The 18,560-nt window shown below is 57.9% G+C and carries 15 protein-coding genes and 1 pseudogene; 9 read left to right on the top strand and 7 right to left on the bottom strand.

Annotated features, from left to right (window positions below):
- Positions 1–8 precede the first annotated feature (8 nt).
- The 3 genes from IB277_RS14585 to IB277_RS14575 form a co-directional block, all read right to left on the bottom strand.
- Positions 9–524, bottom strand: coding sequence for a hypothetical protein (locus tag IB277_RS14585; protein ID WP_192371236.1), 516 nt, complete (start codon positions 522–524; stop codon positions 9–11).
- Positions 525–1,797: 1,273 nt separating this feature from the next.
- Positions 1,798–2,172, bottom strand: coding sequence for a helix-turn-helix domain-containing protein (locus IB277_RS14580; RefSeq protein WP_192371235.1), 375 nt, complete (start codon positions 2,170–2,172; stop codon positions 1,798–1,800).
- Positions 2,173–2,186: 14 nt separating this feature from the next.
- A complete protein-coding gene (locus tag IB277_RS14575) occupies positions 2,187–2,450 on the bottom strand; it encodes a hypothetical protein (RefSeq protein WP_192371234.1) in 264 nt (87 codons plus the stop codon).
- A 1,737-nt stretch (positions 2,451–4,187) separates the two neighbouring features.
- Here IB277_RS14575 and IB277_RS14570 point away from each other — a divergent pair.
- Positions 4,188–4,580 (top strand): helix-turn-helix domain-containing protein, encoded by a 393-nt coding sequence (locus IB277_RS14570; RefSeq protein WP_192371233.1) that lies wholly within the window; start codon positions 4,188–4,190, stop codon positions 4,578–4,580.
- Positions 4,581–4,867: 287 nt separating this feature from the next.
- Here the strand turns inward: IB277_RS14570 and IB277_RS14565 are convergent, their stop codons facing one another.
- Together IB277_RS14565 and IB277_RS38905 are read right to left on the bottom strand one after the other, a co-directional pair.
- Positions 4,868–5,275: a hypothetical protein gene (locus tag IB277_RS14565; protein ID WP_192371232.1), complete on the bottom strand. Its 408-nt coding sequence runs from the start codon at positions 5,273–5,275 to the stop codon at positions 4,868–4,870.
- A complete protein-coding gene (locus IB277_RS38905; RefSeq protein WP_371813608.1) occupies positions 5,175–5,654 on the bottom strand; it encodes a hypothetical protein in 480 nt (159 codons plus the stop codon). Before IB277_RS38905 ends, IB277_RS14565 begins: the two co-directional genes overlap by 101 nt.
- Positions 5,655–5,895: 241 nt before the next feature.
- Between IB277_RS38905 and IB277_RS38060 the strand changes: the two genes are divergently transcribed.
- The 8 genes and pseudogenes from IB277_RS38060 to IB277_RS14520 all read left to right on the top strand — a co-directional run bounded on the left by IB277_RS38060 (position 5,896) and on the right by IB277_RS14520 (position 13,444).
- A complete protein-coding gene (locus IB277_RS38060; RefSeq protein WP_246812738.1) occupies positions 5,896–6,231 on the top strand; it encodes a hypothetical protein in 336 nt (111 codons plus the stop codon).
- Positions 6,228–7,802 (top strand): caspase family protein, encoded by a 1,575-nt coding sequence (locus tag IB277_RS38900; RefSeq protein WP_371813602.1) that lies wholly within the window; start codon positions 6,228–6,230, stop codon positions 7,800–7,802. The genes IB277_RS38060 and IB277_RS38900 overlap by 4 nt, the downstream gene beginning before the upstream one ends.
- Positions 7,803–7,848: 46 nt before the next feature.
- Positions 7,849–8,796 carry a chitosanase gene (locus IB277_RS14550; RefSeq protein ID WP_192371230.1) on the top strand — a complete coding sequence of 316 codons (948 nt, stop codon included), beginning with the start codon at positions 7,849–7,851 and terminating at the stop codon, positions 8,794–8,796.
- 37 nt (positions 8,797–8,833) lie between these two features.
- A pseudogene (locus tag IB277_RS14545) lies at positions 8,834–9,585 on the top strand (murein L,D-transpeptidase catalytic domain family protein).
- Between the two features lie 67 nt (positions 9,586–9,652).
- Positions 9,653–10,579, top strand: coding sequence for a DUF3616 domain-containing protein (locus IB277_RS14535; RefSeq protein WP_192371227.1), 927 nt, complete (start codon positions 9,653–9,655; stop codon positions 10,577–10,579).
- Positions 10,580–10,689: 110 nt separating this feature from the next.
- Positions 10,690–10,992: a DUF982 domain-containing protein gene (locus IB277_RS14530; RefSeq protein WP_192371226.1), complete on the top strand. Its 303-nt coding sequence runs from the start codon at positions 10,690–10,692 to the stop codon at positions 10,990–10,992.
- A gap of 20 nt (positions 10,993–11,012) precedes the next feature.
- A complete protein-coding gene (locus IB277_RS14525; RefSeq protein WP_192371225.1) occupies positions 11,013–11,282 on the top strand; it encodes a hypothetical protein in 270 nt (89 codons plus the stop codon).
- A gap of 230 nt (positions 11,283–11,512) precedes the next feature.
- Positions 11,513–13,444 (top strand): UvrD-helicase domain-containing protein, encoded by a 1,932-nt coding sequence (locus tag IB277_RS14520; protein ID WP_371813607.1) that lies wholly within the window; start codon positions 11,513–11,515, stop codon positions 13,442–13,444.
- Between the two features lie 207 nt (positions 13,445–13,651).
- Here IB277_RS14520 and IB277_RS14515 read toward each other — a convergent pair whose 3' ends face one another.
- Both IB277_RS14515 and IB277_RS14510 read right to left on the bottom strand, forming a co-directional pair.
- On the bottom strand, positions 13,652–17,152 hold the full coding sequence (locus tag IB277_RS14515) for an AAA family ATPase (protein WP_192371223.1): 3,501 nt from the start codon (positions 17,150–17,152) through the stop codon (positions 13,652–13,654).
- Positions 17,152–18,414 (bottom strand): DNA repair exonuclease, encoded by a 1,263-nt coding sequence (locus IB277_RS14510; RefSeq protein WP_192371222.1) that lies wholly within the window; start codon positions 18,412–18,414, stop codon positions 17,152–17,154. The genes IB277_RS14515 and IB277_RS14510 overlap by 1 nt, the downstream gene beginning before the upstream one ends.
- Positions 18,415–18,560 lie beyond the last annotated feature (146 nt).

The following is an 18,560-nucleotide window of genomic DNA, read 5'->3' as shown; positions in this document are numbered from 1 at the left end:
ACCGGGTTTCAGGACCAGGGAAGCTTGAGTTGTTTTCGGTCCTTGAGGCATATTTCTCTATAAAGGTCGCACGCAGTGTCCAGATTGCCTTTGAGGTCCACAACGCCCCAGGCGTTGAGTTCATCAGCGTAGTCCCGCGGAATTCCATCCAGGACGAACACCCGCTTTCTTCCGGCGAAGGCTATCGCTATTTCAGCGAAACTATTTGGTCCGATATAGCTGCGTCGTCCGTGTTTTTCGAAGTTCGCAACTAAAATCCCGATCGTCCGTGGGTCTCGTATTTTCCTGATATGGGCTATCGAAGCCCCGCGCTTAAATCGGTTGTATTCCGCCTGAGTTCCATATTCCGCGGTAAGATCTACATCGTCGGGCGGGATTGCGAGGATGTCCCGCTCAGCAAAGTGCTGAGCAATGCGCTCCATCTGCGGCGCAAAGGCCATACTTCCGCAGATGACAAACCTACGCTGGAACGGCCGTTGCTCCTTCAACGACGGGTGAGAGCCCTGTGAGACGACGTTCTCCATCAAATATCTCTCCAACCCCTGCTTGAAAAAGTCCACATGCAGACTCGCCTTTTACAAAGAACCGTAGCACGAAGTCCTCTGGAGAGGTTACATGCGCCGGCGGCACGTGAATAGGTAGATCGTCGGGCATCTCGGAAAAATAGAGTGGCTGTCCACGTTGGACAATACGACCGATTTCGTAGCAGGTGGTCTTTCCCACATATCCACACTTGCCCGTGACAACGTATACGGCGTCTGCGGAGAATATTTTCTCGAGAGTTTCCGTCTGTATCGCAGCATCGGACGCATCGGGTCTGTCGCTGGAAAAGCGTACGAACTCTCGACCGGAAACTATTTCCGCTCCTGATGGCGATAGCACTTCCAAGCCATGAGACGTAAAAATCCGAAGCGCGCTCTGAACGCTAGGATAATTCTCCACTCGAAAGCTGCCGATGAGGGCGACCTTGCGGACTGTCATGTGACACTCGTAGAAAGACGATAGACTAGAACTTGGGTGCGCAGCATGGAATACCGCAAGCCCGCGCAACCTATGGACGATTTCTCACTCGGTGGCAAGATCTGCCCATCGTGGATGTCGCCATTTAAGACGTTCAAGCAATAAGGATATCGCGGCATCATTATGCCGCTGACGTAGTGTCATCCGAGGTTTGGGCTTGCACCACAGCGTCCGTCGCGGAGCTTCAGCGTCATAGATACGCGCGTCGCTATCATGTGTGGAGAACTGGGAGCTGAAGGGCATCAAGGCCAAGGTTTCAGGAACAGAAACCAGCCACCGATCATTTCCGTGCAGGCGTCCTCGCAAATCCCGCGGCCACCCATCCCAGCAGCCAGCCTAGAACAAGGACGGCGGCAGGCGGTCCCAACGCAACTGCTGCCACGGGTCCCGGCGAGAACGGACCCGGCAACGTGATGTTATCGGGTCCGAATATCGCTCCTGCGGGTATGTCGCCCTCTTCCCATTTCCGCTCCCACGGGTCGCAGGCAAGCTGACCCGACCCGCAAGGCGGGAGGGCAACGGTTTCCGTGCCTGGGCCGCGTAGACGCCACGCCACGTCCGGCGCTGCGATGAGGACGGCTGCAAACGCAATGATCCACAAGAGCGTAGCGGCGATCCAAAGTCGCAACCAGCCCCGAGTCCAGTTGACGGCTCCATTGCCTTCGGAAAGACTTCCGTTCTCCACCACTCGTCAGCGTCCCCACCTGTTAAAGTCCAATCAGATATAACTCGACGCCCCCCCGCGGAACAGGGTCCCCTGGGAGCGACGCCCCGCGCTTACGCCAACGTGATTGACTGCCCCTCATCGGCTCTGTTGCGGACTGAGATGTGCCCACCCCCCTGCTCCAAACGCTGAACTTCAATGGAGATGTCGTAACCGAGAGCCCTCAACACGGTCAGAAGACGCCAAACCGAGTAGTCTTTTACATTGCCATTGACGATGCGGGAGACGTCGGGTTGCTTCAGCCCCGCGACCTTTGCGGCCGCGGCCTGTGACAGACCTCGTTGTTCAAGCGCGACCGCAATCTGGTTTGCCATGAAGAACTTGGCGCGGGTCTCGGCGGGATCGGCATACCCGCGGTCCTTGAGATAGTCGCCGCCGCCGATGACAAATTCATCGTCGGCAATTTGGGGCTTCGCGCGTTTCGCCATTTCCTTCGCTCCAATCAGCAGACATCCTTTGGCTGTCTGGCTCTGTTGAGACGCCTTGCCTGAAACCTCGCCTTTAGCTCGGTCCGATGGAGGCTGTAGTATTCCTCGGCACTCTTCCATTTTAAGAGGCTTTCGATCTCCTCGCCCGGAATTTCGCCGCCCTTATGCGACTGCTTGCTTCCGGCGTGGAGGATGAAGATCACCTCCTCGAACTCGGCCGCATAGCACGTGAGGTAAGTAATGTTCGGGAACGCGAACCGAAGCTCGGAAATCCCCACCAACTTGGCCGTTGAGTTCGGTCTTGTCTTCCTTGCGGAGGACCTTTCCGTTCTGGACTGCCGTGATCAGCTTGTCGGAGCCTTCCCGCACCGTTCTTGGCATCGCTCGGTACGCTTTCAGCGCCTGCCCGAGATGGATCACCTCTTTTACGTCTACCGCACCGTCTGTCGTCACTCTTCACCTGTTTTATAGTGGAACCGCTATTTCGTCAATCAGAATGCCGGCCTTCGGGTATGTCCCCGGCATGCCAGGGGCTTGGAATTCCAAGCCCACCCCAAAAGGATCGCGACGTCGAGAATTTGGACGGACCTAGCTCCATTGTTCAGAATGCTGCGGGTAGAAAGAAGGCTGCCGGCTTCCAATTCTGCAGACAGCGTCTGCAAAAATCGACAGGTGCGCCGAGCATCGCCATTACGTCGGTAGACAGGGAAATGAAGGGCGCTGTGAACGCGAATGAGGGAATACGCATGGCAGACTTCTTCCTTCGCATGCCATTGGGCAGCGGTGAAACACGGTTCAAAAAATGTTCAGGAGGTGGTCGTTGCCGGATCGTGATACCGACCGGCGCGCTACCGCGCTGCCGTTATGAGAGCCGCTGCGTCGAATGCGTCATGAGAATGAAAGTTTGAAATGTTGCGATCCATGGTGCGCCACCTTTGAGCCCAAAATAACGGGGGGTGACCTCGGCGATCGTTGCCGAGCGGGCTCAGCGAACGATCTACCGGGTTTCCCGTTTGCCTATTCGTGTCGCTGTCGAAGTCATAAGACTGCTCCGTGGTCCATTTAGCTTCGCTTGTACGCGGGAGCTCGGTCTCAAAGGCAACGAACAAGATATCGCCGATGGGAAAGATGCCGAGAAGGAATTATGGGAGAGGAGGAAGGCTGCCGCGAGCTGCAACGACAATAGCTTTCTGCGTCACACGGGATTGGGTTGGTCACTAACGCACAACGGCCTCCATTTGCGCGACGACGGCATGACTAACCATTTTGTGATCCTCCACCTTCGCGTCGGCGGTGAAGCACTTAGGGCCTCGCCGGACTTGATGTATTCGAGTCACGATGCATCCGAAGTGCTAATTGTCGAGACAAAATTCTCGAGGCAGCCCATACTGAGGAATTTGTGGCTCAACGTGTGGGCACAGCTTTGGTGCTACGCGCAGCTTCAGACAGCATCTCAGGCCAAGAGGTGGACAGTCATCGGAGAGGTTCGGGGTGAAGCTTGGTCGAGCGGCTATGGCCGCGGTCGCAACCGGGTCGAAGGGAACAGGGTGCTATTCCTGCGAGCCCTCGTGCGACGCAAAACCGAGGACCCCTGCCTACGACAGGTTCTTTCGCAGGCTGTTCGAAACCTACGTTGGGCATTCCTGACGAACCACGTTCGGAATGTTGAAGTGTGTCCTCTCAGCCTACTTACTGAGCGGTCGGTTCCACTACCGCTGCTGGGGCAAAGCTGCCCTCAGATTTCCACGGACTTCTCGGGACAAAGGTATTGATCGCGTGCTACCCTGCTGACAGCGATCGCAGCATGGTGATCGACGTCCGAAGGGCCACCGTTTAGCATATATCGCGTCTGCGGGCGACCTCACTCTACACCGGGCAGTTGCTGCCATCATCAATGCTGTCTCCGGCGCTGCCAGAGCTTTTTCGCGTCAATCTATCATTTGTGGGAGTAGACACTGAGATGCGCTGGCCTCAAGTTCCGCCCCCCATCGCGACTCATACCGCAGGAGACCATTGTGACCAATCCCAAGTCCCCAAACGAAGTTGACGTAACGGTTGGCCGCAACGTCAGGCGCATCCGAAACATGATCGGCATGTCCCAAGAGACACTAGCCGCGAAACTCGGGCTAACTTTCCAGCAAGTTCAGAAATACGAGAAGGGTACAAACAGGATATCGGCGAGCAAGCTGGTCGCCATGTCCCAGGCTCTCGACTGCAGCATCGGGCAATTTTTCGCCGACATTGATGCGAGCACGAACACCGTGCCCCTTCCTAAAGTCAGTGCTGCAGCGCTGAAGCTGGCAAGCGAGTTCGACAAGATCTCATCTGATACTCAGCGCGGCGCGGTCGCCAAGCTGGTCGAGTCGTTGGCACGCCCGTCCGTGCGCGCAGCGCCTGCAGAGGAGTGATCGCGGCTTGGCGGGCGTTACAGATCAAATTGTCAGTTCGCCCGACCTGAGATTAGCCGGATGGGACGCCGAACGAGTTGCAGCGGCGTTCGCTGGCGCGTATGCAAACGTCGTAACAATCACGCTCGATTCTTTGGCGTATCGAAACTCGACGTATTGGCGGCGGTCAGCGACATCAGGATGTAGATGACAGCGAAAGCTGACGAAGACAGCAAACCAGTCCGCGTCAAGCAGTTCTTTCTTCGGAAAGCAGCGACGCCCACGGACGCAGTCCGCTCGACCTACGATCAGACGAAAAAGTCGACGTTACTGGCGGTGAGATCGGAGAGAGCCACTTCCTCAAGCAGGATGCCGTCGCTACTCCCGAGGCCGCCGAAAGAGATGAAGACGCCGCTTTCGGTATCTGACGCAACCGAAAGAAAGTCCGCGAAGTTATGAACGTCCATTTCACGCTGGGCGGCCCAGTTAAACCGCAGCACGTCGCCGCTCTCCGGATCGAAATCGACGACGTGGTCGATGCCGTTCCCTGTCGAGGCGTCGCGATCCCAGATGAAGATGTCGGCGCCTGCACCGCCGATCAGCCGGTCGGCGCCGCTACCGCCCCACAGTTCGTCGTCGCCCGCCCGGCCGTCGAGAAGATCCCAGCCGCTCGATGTTGTTGAAGAAGATATGATCGGCGAAGTCGTTGCCGTCATCGATCAGGGCGTGGCCGGAAACACCGTTGAACCGCACCGGCACGGTTTTCATCGAAAGGTCGACTACGAACGTGTCGAAACCGGCGCCGCCGGTCACTGCCCCACCAGTGCCGAGAAGGACGATCCTGTCGTCGCCCTCACCGCCATCCAGCCTATCATAGCCGCGCGCACTCCTCAGGAGGTCATCGCCGGCACCACCGTCGAGCAGGTCATTACCTCCTCCACCGTCGAGCTCATCATTGCCGGGGAGCCCCCATATTCTATAAGAACATTTTCGCTGCGATGTCGGGGTGAACTGTACCTCGACAAATGGATTGGGCTGTTCAAGGGAATTCAGTCGCAACGCCGCTGGCGATGAGCCCGCGGCGGCTAGGCACATGCGTGCCAGCCGTTTCGCCCGTGCGACGTATGGCAATAGGGCGCCCTTGTCCAGCCCACCGGAATTGTTGGAATCCAGGCGACAGGGTCCGTTTAGGGACAAAAAGCGCTCGCGCTTGAATCGAGGGTCAGTCGATCCTCGGGGCTGTGCCGCGGTCATACGAGGTGAACGCAAAGCGAAGTCCTGGCGACAGTGACTTCGATGTCCGACGTGCGCCTGTCGTCCTATTGGAGGGATCGAGATGACAGTTGTAGGCAAGATTTCATTGGAGGATCTAAACCGGCGGCTGGCCGATCCGGGCGTCGGTGGCGAGGAATTGGCGCGTTACTTCGAAGTGGATCGCGAACTTTCGGGACCCTTCAACCCCGTGCTCGCTTTCAACCCGGAAACGGTCGATGTCCCGCCGACATTAGAGGGGAGAGCAAGGGGTGCGGCTTTGCTCAACAGTGCCAATTTCCTCGCGCGCCTGCGACGGCATGTTGCTTCAATAGCCGCGTCGGCAGCGCTTACAATGGCCCCATCCTGGTTTCCGAAGGCGACAGCTGGTTCCAGTATCCCTTTAAACATGTCGACGTGATCGACGACCTGATGCAGAAATACGCTGTCTTCAGCTTGGACGCGGCGGGGGACACGCTTTCCAATATGTACAAACAAGGCGAGTACATGGAGGCGATCGCGAGCACGGGAGCCACGATCTTTCTGTTCAGCGGCGGAGGCAATGACGTCGTCGCAGGAGGCAACCTCGCGGCCCACCTCTTCGACTATGACCCTGCCAAGTCACCTGCGCAACATCTGAGGCCCTCGTTCAACCTGATCCTTGACGAGGCGATCGGGATCTACGCAAAGCTCGTGCGCCAGATCGCGCAGAAATTCCCGTCGGTGCACATTGTCTGTCATGGTTACGATTACACCCGCCCTGCTAAAGGGCCTTGGCTCGGGAAGCCAATGGAATCAAAGGGTATTGAGGACCGAGAGCTTCAACGCGCGATAGCCCGCGTGATGATTGACCGCTTCAACGAGAAGCTCTTCCTTCTTCAGCAAACGTCCGCACGGCTGCATTACATCGATTGCCGCAACACTGTTTCCCCCGACGAGTGGTTTGACGAACTCCATCCTACGAACAGCGGCTACCAAAAGGTCGCCGTCAAGTTCGCTGAAGTGATCGATGAGATTTCCGCAAAGACGAGAGACGTCGACTATCAGGTCAAGGCAGCTCGATCCAAGCAGTCCAGCGAACGAGCCCGCGCTGCAATTCCTGCAAGCGTTGGAAAGGTCGCAATCCCGAGCGCGAAGGCGAAGGGGGGCCCGACAGGTCGGTCGATTCACATCGGTCTCAATGCCGTCGATCCGGATCATTATGCGGGCTGGTCGGGTGAGCTTGGTGCGTGTGAGTTCGATGCCGAGGACATGCATGGTATCGCGACTGGTCTCGGATACCAAGCCAAACTGCTGCTTACGCGCGATGCCACCAGAGAAAACGTGATCGCCGAAATACAAAGCGCCGCTAACGACCTCGTTCCCGGCGATATCCTGTTTGTAAGCTATTCCGGCCATGGCTCTCAGCTTCCCGATTTCAACGGAGACGAGGATGACGCCAACGACGAGACCTGGTGTCTCTACGATGCGCAACTCATCGACGATGAACTCTACGAGCTGTGGTCGAAATTCAAGGAGGGTGTTCGGGTCCTGGTCCTTTCCGATAGCTGCCACAGCGGCTCCGTTGTGAAAGCAATTCAGCCCGGTGCGAGCGACGCGATTGCGAAGGTGACGCTTCCCCTTGCGCGAGTGATGCCGCCTGCGTTCGCCAACAAGACGTTCCGGCAGAACCGAGAATTCTACACAAGTATGGGTAGCTCTCTGTCTACCAAGGAAGCGCAGAGTGTCAGGAGCGCCACCAACTCGCCGATCTCGTGCAGCGTGCGACTCATATCAGGTTGCCAGGACAACCAGGAATCGTTGGATGGAATTGGCAACGGAGCGTTCACGGCCGCTCTGCTCACCGTCTGGAACCATGGGCGCTTCGATCGCAACTACAAAGACTTCCACGACGCCATTCTAAAGCGGATGCCTGACACGCAATCTCCCAACCATTTCACGATCGGCCCCAGGAATCCCGTGTTCGTCGCCCAGACACCATTTGCGATCTAGGAGCGCCAAGATGCCCTCCCGGAGAAAACCAACCGAGGAAAAGACCATGAGGATAGACGGAGATCAGACAGCACGGCTGCTGCAGTCAATTTTGGACGTCACGCTCTCGCTTCAATCGGCGATCGAACAGCTCAAAGGGCCTGCAACCCGCTCCGGCCCGCCCGACGAGGCGCATGAGGGTGCGGAGCATCGGCCGCGGGCAACCGCTGGCACCGTTTTGACGGGTGAGCAACGCCGGATTTGCGAGCAGGTTATCAATGTTTACGAGACCGGGACGATGGCTGGAAAATACGGTGCGATCAGTATCTATCGCGACGGCCCCGGCGGTATCCGCCAGATCACTTACGGCCGGTCTCAAACGACCGAATACGGAAACCTGCGTGAACTGGTTGCAATGTACGCGAATGCCAATGGACGCTACTCCGATGATCTTAGACCATATGTCGTTAAGATCGGAAACGTCGCCCTCGTCGACAATCAGGCTTTCAAGGACCTCTTGAAGGCCGCTGGGAACGAAGATCCTGTCATGCGCGATACCCAGGATTTATTTTTCGACCGGCGCTATCTGCAGCCCGCGCTTCGCTGGGCTGCGGACAACGGTTTTAGGCGCCCTCTCTCGCTGCTGGGAATATACGACTCCTTCATCCATAGCGGGAGCATTCTCGGATTTCTGCGAGAAAGGTTCCCGGAACGCACGCCTGCTTCAGGGGGCAACGAAGAAATATGGATCAGGCAATACGTCGACGTTCGACACGCCTGGCTCTCGAGTCACAGCAACCCGGCCATTCGCGCGAGTAACTACCGGACCCGGGATCTCGCCCGGGAAATCGCCAAAGCAAACTGGGACCTCGCCGTGTTGCCGTTCATGGCGAATGGCACCCCGGTTTACGGACGTGAAAGCACCCGTGGCACTCCCCTCGACGTCGAAACTGGATCGGTTGTCGCGTTTCCTCCCGATGGCGGCCGTGCGGATCCCGACGTCAGCGTAGCCTGAAGACTAAGGCGCCCGCAGCACATATGAGGAAACGGACATGGCAAAGCTGGCCCAAACGACCGATTCAAATCTCCTTCAGGAGGTATTGGCGCAACTGCAGAATACTTTGGATGCGGCCAACAAAATCATGAGAGAGCTTGGTCGTGATAGGGACGGCGGCGGGCTCAGAGGAGTCTCGAGGAGCGCCCCGCCCTCCCACGACGCCCGGTTCCTTCCAAGAGAAGGCTTGCTTGAAACGGGGCAAGATGAAGCAGTGCTCCGGCAGATGGCAGTCGCGCACGATCTCGAAGTCCCCATGGATCGGCTTATCGCGTTGCGTAATGAGCGATATGCGGCCAGCAGACCAAGATACTGGGGTATCGTGAATTTCGACCTGCATTCGAGCAAGCCACGCATGTTCGTCTTCGACGTTCGCTCGGGTGAGACATCGTCTTACCTCTGCGCTCATGGCCGCGGTTCGGAGGGTTCCCCGGATGATGGAATTGCCGACATCTTCTCGAACGTCGAGGGCTCCAAAGCCACTTCGCTAAGAATTTACCGCTGTGCCGAAACCTACCAGGGGGAAACGGATATTCCTTAACGCTTGACGGCTTGGAGGACACCAATTCCCGGGCTCGGTCGCGCTCGATCGTGATCCATGGAGCGGACTATGTCTCTCCGCAGTTCGCTCAGCGCTACGGACGTATCGGCAGAAGCGAAGGGTGCCCGGCGCTAGACCACAGCGTCGCGAAGACGGTGATCGATCAACTAAAACTCGGGTCGCTATTGATGCACTGGAAAGCGCCCTGAGGAGAGCTTGAGGATGAGAAAGTGGGACGTGCCCATCGTGCGTTGACGAACCGTAATGGAGGTAGCAATGAGAGTTGCGAACAAGGCTGGTCTGCATGCGGCAGACCGAGTTGAACTCGACTACCTCGAGCATTCATCTGAGCTTCTCGAGAACCTTTCGGGATGCGCAGCGAACGGTCCGCTTCTGTGGACCGTCTCCGACGAGGGGCACACGATTGCGTGCCTGGAACGTCATGATAGCAATTACAGTCTGACCGGAAGTATCAAAATTGACCATTGGGTTAGCGAGATACCCGGCGAGAAAGGCGATGAGCTCGATCTCGAATCCCTCGATTTTGCATCGGGCTTTCTGTGGGTCTGCGGCGCTCATTGCAAGGTGCGCCGGAAGCCGCAAACCGACGAGCTTCTCAATTCGGAAATCCGCGAACGCAAGAGCAGGAGATTGCTTGCTCGCATTGCGTTCGAAAGCGACGGGCGCACACCTACCAGGGTCGACCTTCGCAAGGTGTTGGAGGAGGATCTATTTCTGTCTCCCTATAGGGAGTTGCCCACCAAGGAAAACGGTATCGACATCGAAGGAATGGCGGTGATTGACGACCGGATCTTCGTTGGTTTGAGGGGCCCCTTGGTTGGCGGTTTTGCCGTCGTCTTCGAATTGTATTTGGATGACCGATTCCGCATCGCTTCGCTCAAGCGGCATTTCTTGAAGTTGGACGGTCTTGCGGTAAGGGAGCTGGCGCGGGTGAACGCAAGCCTTCTCGTGATTGCAGGCCCCGTTGGAGAGAGCCAAGGCCCCTTCGCCCTCTACCGCTGGAACCCGGAGATGGATGCTGCTCCGACAAAGGTATTTGCGTGGGGAGTGGTCGCTGAGAAACCCGAGGGCATGTGCATCACTTCAATCGAAGGAAAAGATGGACTGCTCGTCCTGTACGACAGCCCACAGGCGCGTATCCGCGGGGCGACGTTCGAAGCTGATTGGTTCAAGGGAATTTAGTCATACGCCTTGGCCGCCGGGTTACGCTTGTTGGGTCTTGACAAGCGTTCCCTGCATTACCAGATGATCTTCGTCTTCTTTCATCCGGTTAGATAGGAAGGAGGAAAACAATGTATCTTCCGGAGATGCCATGGTCTGTGCCGTTGCAGGTGACATTCCAGAACGGCACTAATCGCACCTTTACATCGGTTTTCGAAGCTCTGGATTTTCTGGAGCACGAGTGGCCCCGTCGCCGGGGACAGCGCTACGAGCGAGCCGTCGAAACCTGTCGACGCGCGCTCAATCGAATGGCTCCGGTCGCCATCGCACGTGAAGCCTTCGTTGCCGCATGCCTGGAGGCGGAACTGCCCGTGAGTGGCGTCGCTCGTTTCACATCCGAACAAACAGGCAGGGTATTGCGTCCCGCGGCATAATCTCAAGGGAGGAGGTCCAGATGTTCGCTCCTTTGGAGAGTGCCTGGATAAGCCCGTCCGACTTGAACTTTTTGCAGGAAATCTTCGAGCGGGTTTGCATGTGGTGCCAAATCGAACGACCGAGCGAGCGAGCAGACCGCCTCGCGAGCTACCTGATGCACGAGTTTCGGGCAGGTCTTCGCGACGAAGCAGCCCTGTTCGAAGCAGCGATGTGGCGTGAAGCGGCTCGCTGCGAGGAGCAGCCGACTCATGAGCATGGGCTAGGTCTTGGTGACACCACTATCAATTGAATATACGTCCGAGGCGCGCCGCAGCCCGGCGCGCCCACCTGTGTAGTTGACGCCTCGCGACATTTGACGGGCCCGTGCCTTCGCTTCACTCGCTCTGAGCGCGAGGAGCCTGTGAGTTCAGCAGCTTGACTGCATGATCGAGTGCGCAGTTGGTCGTGGTGGAGTACTTGCGAGAACACATCCGATGATTGATAGTGCGGGAAACAACGTTATCCCGAGTTTTGCAGATCGTGCAGCGCCCTTTCCTTTCGATGTCGTTCAAGGAGCTGGAAGAAATCTTCCGGAAGGCTGAGCGTGACAAGGATACTGAGTATCTAAAGCTTCTCGATCATGAACTGACCTTCAGACAAAAGAACCAGAAGACGCCGGCGCTCCGAAAGGAGGTGGCTAAGGCGCTGTCAAAGTCTCCGGCTCGCCAGGCACATCTCTTCGAAGGGTCGAAACCAGTTCTTAGGGCGACTGTCCCTGCGAGAAGCAGCCGAAGAGCACACACAAAGCCGAACACTCGTAAGAGGCCGAAGTTCAAGCCCACAGAAGAGCAGTCGGAGGCGCTAGACGCGTTTCTCCAGGCGAAGTCACTCAAGATCAATGCCTTCGCGGGCAGCGGCAAGACGTCAACCCTACAGATGCTTGCGAATGCAACAGGTCTGCGGGGACAGTATCTGGCATTTAACCGGAACATCGTCGGCGACGCCCGCGAAAAGTTTCCAGAGACGGTCGACTGCTCGACCTCGCATAGTCTGGCGTTCCGTGCGACTCCCGCCGGCTACAAGCAGGATATCAGCAAGCTGACCACGAAGTGTACGGCGAAGCACCTCGTCGACGCCTTCGAACTGACGCGTCGCCGCTTCGGCGATAAATACATGGTTACGCCGGACTCACAGGGTTACCTCTATCTCGAAACCCTTCGTCGCTATGCACAGAGCGCTGACGAAGAAATTGGAGCCCAGCATGTACCGAGATTGGGCGCGTTGCGTGTTGCTCCCGAGGATGTCGTCGACGAGGTGTCACAGTTCGCTATGGAGGGTGCTCGGAAGGTCTGGAGTCGGATGCTTTCGGAGCGCGATCCTCTGCCCCTCGGTCATGACGGTTATTTAAAACTGTGGGGGCTTACCCGACCGATCATCGCCGCAGATTACATCATGCTCGACGAGGCGCAGGATACCAACCCTGTGGTGCTCGACGTGCTTAAACGGCAGCGAGCTCAATTGGTTTATGTCGGCGATAAGTATCAGCAGATCTACGAATGGCGTGGTGCCGTGAACGCCATGGAAACCATCGTCACGGAGGCGAGCACCTACCTGACGACATCCTTCCGTTTCGGGAATGCCATCGCCGACCTCGCTACAAAAATGCTCCTGCGACTGGGCGAGCGGAGACCCGTTCAGGGCAACCCTGCCCTGCGTAGCCGCATCGGCAACGTGGAGCCGGGGGCGGTTCTTGCCCGGACAAACGCGACGACGATCACTGCGGTCATAGAAGCGCTCGACGCAGGTCGCCGACCCCACCTCGTCGGCGACAAGAACGAGCTGATGGATATGCTCAGAGCGGTCCAATCGCTCAAGGAAGGGGAGCCTACCAGCTGCCCGACTTTTTTCGGGTTTAGGTCCTGGGACGGGGTATTGGAACTCGCGCGTAGCGACGAAGGTGCGCATCTGGTCACCTTCGTGAATTTGGTTGAGAAGCGTGGCGAGCGGCAACTGATGTGGGCGCTCAACCGAACTGTTGAGGCGGAAAAGGCGGATCTGGTCATATCGACGGCGCACAAATCCAAGGGCCGAGAATGGAAGACCGTGCGGCTTATGGACGATTTCCTGCGCAGCAGTCCGGGTGAAGCAGCCAAGCCAGGGCCCGACCCTGCTGAGCTGCGACTTCTGTATGTGGCGCTGACCCGAGCGAAGGAGGCACTCGAGGTTCCCTCGCCGATAAAGGATTTCATTGAGCAGGGTGTCGTACCGAAGGCTGAGCGGCTAATTACGGTTGCACATCAGGCATCGCCTCCACCTGGTAGGCGATCAAAGGGATCGCAAACCCAACCGGCGGCAACGCCGCCGCCAGTTGGATCAACCAAGTCGGCGACTCCCGCAGATAGTAAGACAGAGCCAAACCAATTGAACCCATCGGCAAAGAAGGGCCTCCTTAGTTGGTTGTTCCGTAGATAGAAGAAATTTTACGACGGGCTATCGATGGATTTTAGCCGAACGGTCAAGCGTTAACTTGGCGAAAACCTCGTTTTGCTGGGGCCCGTTTTGTCGCGCGGGCTTGGTTTCTGGTCGTTTTTCGTAGCGACGTCAATCCTTGCGAAGGCCGCGTGGTGTGATTACTTCTTGATGCTCGCACACGTTTTGTTCGATGTTGCGCACAAGCCCTCACTCAGCAGCAACCACTCGCAACCCACCTGCCCTGCCGACCTCCTCCAGATCATGCAACCGAACACCCGGGCAGACCTTCTTCGCGATCGATGTCAGGTGCTTGTGATGGGTGAAGTAGATTACCTGTCCATGCATCCCCATTTCGCCGAAGAGGCGGAACGCTTCTTCCGCCCTGAAATCGTCGAAAGTTTCCATGATGTCGTCGGCGATAAATGGGACGGGCGTCCTCCTTGCAACGAACTCGTGGTATCCGGCGACACGGAGCGCCAGATACAGCTGTGAACGGGTGCCATCGGACAACTCGTTCGCTGCCTTCGAGCCACCTCCGGCGGAAACTGCGATAAGTACGTCGCCGTCTTTTCCCGGTTGGGCGGCGACTCCTTGATAGGCACCTCGGCTTATGGTCCTGAAGGCATCGGAGGCACGAGCCATCATACCGCTCCGGTGGCGGTCCCGGTAAAGCTTGAGGCCGTGTTCGGCCGCCGCGACGCCGGCGCGTAGCTCCATGTAACGACGGGCGCTTTCTTCGATTTCCAGCAGGGTGGTCCGCCGCTGCTCGTCCAAAGCCGCCACCTTCTCGTCGCCGCCGATCGCATCCAAGGCATCTTTCGCTTTCGAAAGGGCGTGGAAGTGATCCCGATACCGGACGTCCTGATCTTCGAACATGGGAGAAAGTTTCGCGAGTTCGTCTTCCAATGTCGCCCGATCGACCCCATCAATGAGTTCTTCGACTTCAGATATCGCCTTTGCGCCGGCGATTTGAACGAGTTCAAGCTCCGCTTGGGAAATCGAACTCTCTAACTCGCCACGTTGTAACGCTACCTCCATGCGGGTCTCGACCTCGCCAAGCGTGGTGACATCAAAGAAGTCCGTCATTTCAGCAACGCGCGCCTCGAGGAGTTCTCGCTCGATCTTCATTTCGTGCTCTTTCTGCTGAGCATCCTTGAGATCAACCAAGAGCTTGTCACGCCTCTCGGCATTTAGGCCAGCAGTTTTGATTTTGTCTTGGATGGCCTGGAATATCGTCAGAACCGCCGCATCCGTCGACAGAGCGAGCCTTGCTGCCAACCGCTGTATTTTCGCCTCGAAAAGCTCCTGGTCCTGCTTCATCTTCTCTACGCGATCGACCAAGCCCTCCCTGGTCGTCACCGCCGACCCTAGTTGCTCTAGGACGGACAGGATTTCGGTCACTGCGCCCACATCCGGGACGTCGGCGAGCTCGTGCAGCCAGCACCCAGCGCAGACCGACTGCCATTGCAGCCGCCACGCTTCAGCGGCGCCGCGGGCTTTCTCCAGGAGTTGCGTGCGCTCGATAGCGTCATCCATAAGCCGCTGTACACGCTCGGCTGCATTGGCTGACGCATGATAGCCGTCCAATGCCTCCTCGGCAGCGGCGACCAGCTCATTGTACTGGGCCGACGGACTGAAGCTCAGGTCGACATCGCCCAGCGCGGCGATCAACGACCGCTTCGCTTGCTCAGCATGGTCACGGACGTCGGCGACCTCCGCGTCTATGGCCGCGAGCTCGCCTCTCGCCTTGAGCGCGACGCTCCGCTTGCGAAACCATTCCTCGAGCTCCCAAGGATCATACACGGCACCACTTCCGAACGTTGGAGAGCCCAGAGACTGCTGGATCTCCGAAAGAATGGCTTCCCGACCCGCGGCCGCGCGTTCCAGAATCTTCTGTTGGCTCGTAATATCTGCTCCGACTGACGCCCGACGTAGAAGAAGCTGATTTAGCCTGCCGATCTCGGCGAAGTGGATTAGACGCTGCGCAACCACTTGGTCATCAGCCCGCATCGCGTCGACGAAGGCCTCGGCTGTTACTGCGCTCAGAGATTGACGATGGGCCGCCCACGCCATTTCGCGCGTCGATCTGGCTGCGGCTGCCTGGCTTTCGTCGATGCTTCCAGTTTGCCCACGCAGACTTTCGATCTCAGCTTCGAGACGCCGCGCCTCTGGCTCCAGTCGCTCGAGCTCCGACTGCGAGGCCCTGTACTGTTCTTCCAGCGCTGAGAAACGGGACTTCCACCCGTCCAATCGAGCGCCGGCAGGCTGCGGCAAAGATCCCAGATCGTCTGCCGTCCCCTGCCACGGACGAAGTGCAGCAAGTGCCTCGGAAAGCTCCGACAGAGTGCTGTCGCGGCGACGTGACAGCGAGCGGAGTGCGATGTCCTGATCGGACTTTGGCGCTGCTTTGACGATGGCCTGAAGCGCGTCGAACGCCTTTCTTAGCACTGGTGACGAATAGAGGTTGGCATCGACGCCCTCGCTTTCGCGAGCAAGCAAGCGCTGCACCTTTTCCAGCTCGCCTTGGGCAGCGACAAGCCTCTCATCGACGCCGGATTTGGCACCGATCAAAGACCGCAAGGTCCCGACTGTCGCGGCGTCGAGAAGAAGGCGCTCCGGGGTGGTCTCTTCTGGCCTGCCCAATTGAAGCAACAGACCCTCGATGGATAAATCGGCGGCCCTACCCGCGAGCTTGGGTATGTCTTTATCCGCAGTCTGATACCGGGCACGAAGCTCCGTGAGTTCATCTATCTGCGATGAAGCCTCCAAGGCTGCGGCGTCCACCACAATCCGCGAAATCTCATCTTCGACAGCTTGTACCGAGTTGGAAACGTCCTGCAACTTTACGCGTAGCTCGATTTCCTTGCGCCTGAGCTCGGGGACTTCCCGCCGCCAAACAGCCGACGGTTCGCGGACGACTTCCAACTCGCCGAGTCGGCTCCTGAGCGCTCTGAGTCTGGTCATGACGGGAAGGGCGTTCAAAATACGCTTGATCTCATCGACCCTGCGTTGCGTCCCCGCCCTTTCCTCGATGGCGTCATTGTAGAGGCGTGTCAGCCGATCACGATCGAGTACGAGGCGCTGGTACTCGCTCGCTTGGAGATCCAGGGCATCGCGTTGCTGCTTCAACTCGACGAGCCGTGCTTTCAAATCTCCGAGTAACCCGCTTTTCGCGCGGTACTTGTAGAAGCCGTCGGCGTCCGCTCGGATCGAAGTCAACTGCCTGCTGAGATCCGCTAAGCCCGCGCTAGCTGCGAAAAGCAGTTCCCCGAGGTTGCCCTTACTCGCCAGGATCGCCTCGCCGCCTTTTACGAGGCTTTCATTGTCGAGGGAAAACATGGTTTTGAAGGCATCGCGATCGATGCCTCCGAGATCCGCGCGGATGTCCGCGTCCGGCACCGCGCGCTCCATGTCGTCGAGAAGGCTGTTCTGGGGGCGCTTGATCCGAACGAACTCTTGATCTTCCCCGCCGACGTTGATGCTCGCGCCGATACGCATCGTCGGGTACGGATGCAGAAAGTTGTATCTGCTGGTCGAACCGATACTGAAGACGAGGTCGAGGATCGCGTCGAACGTTGTCGACTTGCCGGCCTCGTTCGGACCGTAGACGATGTGCAGGTCAGGTGAGCCGTTCGTCGGTTGTCCGAAATCCAGAACGCTGTCCGTGAATCTGCCGTAGCGAGTAAGGTCCAGTCGGTTGATCCGCATTATTCCCCCTGCCCTCCGCGCAGCCGTGCCACCACTTCTGCTGATCCCTCGCGGGCGTACTCGCCCAGGAGATTCTGGAACGAGGCCTCATCGGCCCCGAACATGTCCCTCAGTTCGGCCGGGAGCTGGCCGCGAAGCTCTTCGACGATCGCGGAGAGTTCCTGTTTGTAGGCTGCCGAGGGCAGAACGTCGCTGTCGATGATGGAAGACAGCTCTCCAAGCGCTCCGCCCCCGCGTTCCATTCCTGGCTCGACGCACGCGGTCTGTATCTTGTCGATCCAGACGTCCCCGATCATCGCCCCGCGCGTCTCCATCTCAGTTCGCAAGAGATCCAGATCGCGCCGGATACGCCACGCCAGCGGATTGGCCCCGTGAAGCTGGATGCGAGCTACGAGATGATCGGCGCCGACCGTTGATCGAAGTGTTTCGAGTTCCCGCGATACTCGGCCGATCAATTCCGTCCAATCGCTCGCGTCCGAGACGTCGACGGAAAGTCTTTCGAACTGCGCCACACTCGTGTGCCGCTCCTCGATGACCACCGTGCGATCGTCTTCGATCGTCACAAGGGAGACGGACTTGGAGCCGTCTTCGTTGATATCGCGCCCTTGGGGCATGCCGGACATGACGATGGCAGACGATCCGTCCGCGACAACCGACCGTTTGTGGATATGCCCGAGGGCCCAATACTGAAAACCGCTTTGCTGCAGGTCCGAGACGCTGCAAGGAGCGTACAGATCGTGCTTCTCCGATCCTCCAAGGCTCGTGTGCATGATGCCGATGTTGACCGCATCCGCGATCGGCAGCGCGTAGTGTCGAAGTAGGCTCTGAGGAGCGTGCGGCTTCGCAAAGCTCAGCCCGTGGATCGCAACCGGGAATTGGCCAACACCGAGATCGACGCTCACCGCCTCGGCGGTCGCGCCGAACACCTTTACGGTCTCCGGCATGACAAGCTCGGACGTGATCCTGGATAAGGCGTCGTGGTTGCCCCGTATGATGAATGTCCGGATGCCCGCAAGATGGAGCCGATGGAGTTGCTCGGCAAAAAAGCGCGCTGTCTTCATAGACGTCTGATCGCCGTCATAGAGGTCGCCGGCGAGAACGAGCGCGTCCACATGCTCTACGAGGCAGAGATCGATTATTCGGACGAAAGCACGCCTGGTCGCCAAACCGATGAGATCGGACAGTTCGGGATTCCGCAATGCAAGCGTCTTTAGAGGTGAATCAAGATGAACGTCAGCGGTATGCAGAAAGCGATAAGCCAATTGGGTCCCTCGAGCATTGACCTGCCTTCATACATGATTGGGTGATTCGGAGCGATAAAGAATTCTTGTTTTGTTCTATTCTCCCCAATGTTAATCGACGGACTGTTCCAATTGCACGGAAACTTGAATCCGACCTGCTGCGCGAC

It is taken from the genome of Ensifer sp. ENS07, assembly GCF_014852185.1.
GTDB lineage: Bacteria > Pseudomonadota > Alphaproteobacteria > Rhizobiales > Rhizobiaceae > Ensifer > Ensifer adhaerens.
The sequence above is the reverse complement of the archived record's forward strand: the minus strand, read 5'-3'. Positions and strand labels throughout refer to the sequence as shown.

What these genes read in the sequence shown, in the direction of transcription:
- IB277_RS14525 (WP_192371225.1), top strand. Translation starts at nt 11,013, where the DNA reads ATGTTCGCTCCTTTGGAGAGTGCCTGGATAAGCCCGTCCGACTTGAAC.
- IB277_RS14580 (WP_192371235.1), bottom strand. Translation starts at nt 2,172, where the DNA reads ATGGCGAAACGCGCGAAGCCCCAAATTGCCGACGATGAATTTGTCATC.
- IB277_RS14530 (WP_192371226.1), top strand. Translation starts at nt 10,690, where the DNA reads ATGTATCTTCCGGAGATGCCATGGTCTGTGCCGTTGCAGGTGACATTC.
- IB277_RS14535 (WP_192371227.1), top strand. Translation starts at nt 9,653, where the DNA reads ATGAGAGTTGCGAACAAGGCTGGTCTGCATGCGGCAGACCGAGTTGAA.
- IB277_RS38060 (WP_246812738.1), top strand. Translation starts at nt 5,896, where the DNA reads ATGACAGTTGTAGGCAAGATTTCATTGGAGGATCTAAACCGGCGGCTG.
- IB277_RS14515 (WP_192371223.1), bottom strand. Translation starts at nt 17,152, where the DNA reads ATGCGGATCAACCGACTGGACCTTACTCGCTACGGCAGATTCACGGAC.
- IB277_RS14565 (WP_192371232.1), bottom strand. Translation starts at nt 5,275, where the DNA reads ATGACGGCAACGACTTCGCCGATCATATCTTCTTCAACAACATCGAGC.
- IB277_RS14585 (WP_192371236.1), bottom strand. Translation starts at nt 524, where the DNA reads ATGGAGAACGTCGTCTCACAGGGCTCTCACCCGTCGTTGAAGGAGCAA.
- IB277_RS38905 (WP_371813608.1), bottom strand. Translation starts at nt 5,654, where the DNA reads ATGTGCCTAGCCGCCGCGGGCTCATCGCCAGCGGCGTTGCGACTGAAT.
- IB277_RS14550 (WP_192371230.1), top strand. Translation starts at nt 7,849, where the DNA reads ATGAGGATAGACGGAGATCAGACAGCACGGCTGCTGCAGTCAATTTTG.